This is a genomic window from Duganella sp. HH101 (assembly GCF_001758795.1).
GTDB lineage: Bacteria > Pseudomonadota > Gammaproteobacteria > Burkholderiales > Burkholderiaceae_D > Rugamonas > Rugamonas rivuli.
In genome coordinates, this window is record NZ_LRON01000067.1 from 1 (window position 1) to 1,004 (window position 1,004).

At 67.9% G+C, this 1,004-nt stretch carries 1 protein-coding gene; it reads left to right on the forward strand.

Translation table 11 applies throughout. From position 1 onward, the window contains the following. On the forward strand, nucleotides 1-1,004 hold a 1,004-nt coding region (locus DUGA2_RS32300), incomplete at both ends, for a condensation domain-containing protein (RefSeq protein ID WP_229214836.1).

Below are 1,004 nucleotides of genomic sequence, written 5' to 3' on the forward strand. Positions count from 1 at the left end.
CGCGCGAGGACGTGGCGGGCGACAAGCGGCTGGTGGCGTATCTGGTCGCGCACGACGACGCAGAACTGCCGGATCCCGCCGGACTGCGCGCTGCCTTGCTGGCGTCGCTACCCGAATACATGGTGCCGGCCCACTTCATGGTGCTGGAGCAGATGCCGCTGACGCCGAACGGCAAAGTGGATCGCAAAGCCTTGCCCGCGCCGGACATGGCGCGCAGCGAGGAGGGCTACGTGGCGCCACGTACGGCGGCCGAGGAGATCATGGCCGGCATCTGGGCCGGTGTGCTCCGGCTCGACAAAGTGGGCGTGCACGACAACTTCTTCGCACTGGGCGGCCATTCGCTGCTGGCGACGCAGCTGGTGTCGCAAATCCGTGGCGCATTCGAAATCGAACTGCCGCTGCGCGCGGTGTTCGAAGCACCGACGGTCGCCGGCCTGCTGGCGCGCATGGAATCGGCACAGCGCGGCCTGACCGTAACGGCCCTGGCGCCGGTCGAGCGCAAAGAGGGCATGCCGCTGTCGTTCGCGCAGCAGCGCCTGTGGTTCCTCGACCAGTTCGAGCCGGGCAGCGCCTTCTACAATATTCCGGCGGCGGTCCGCCTGAACGGACAGCTCGACGCGACGGCGTTGCAGCGCGCGTTGAACGAGATCGTGCGCCGCCACGAAGCCCTGCGCACGCGCTTTGCCAGCGTGGACGGCACGCCGGTGCAGGTGATTGTGCCCACGCTGGAGCTGGCGTTGGAGAGCACCGATCTGTCGGAATTGCCGCATGCGGAGCGCGATGCCAAGGCGCAGTGGCTGGTGCAGGACGAGGCGCAGACAGCGTTCGATCTGGCCACCGGCCCACTGATCCGCGCGCGCCTGCTGCGTCTGAGCGCGTCGGAGCACATCGTGCTATTGACGATGCACCACATCGTCTCCGACGGCTGGTCCATCGGCGTTCTGGTGCAGGAAGTGGCGGCGCTGTACGGCGCCTATGTCCAGCAGCAGCCATCGCCGCTGGCG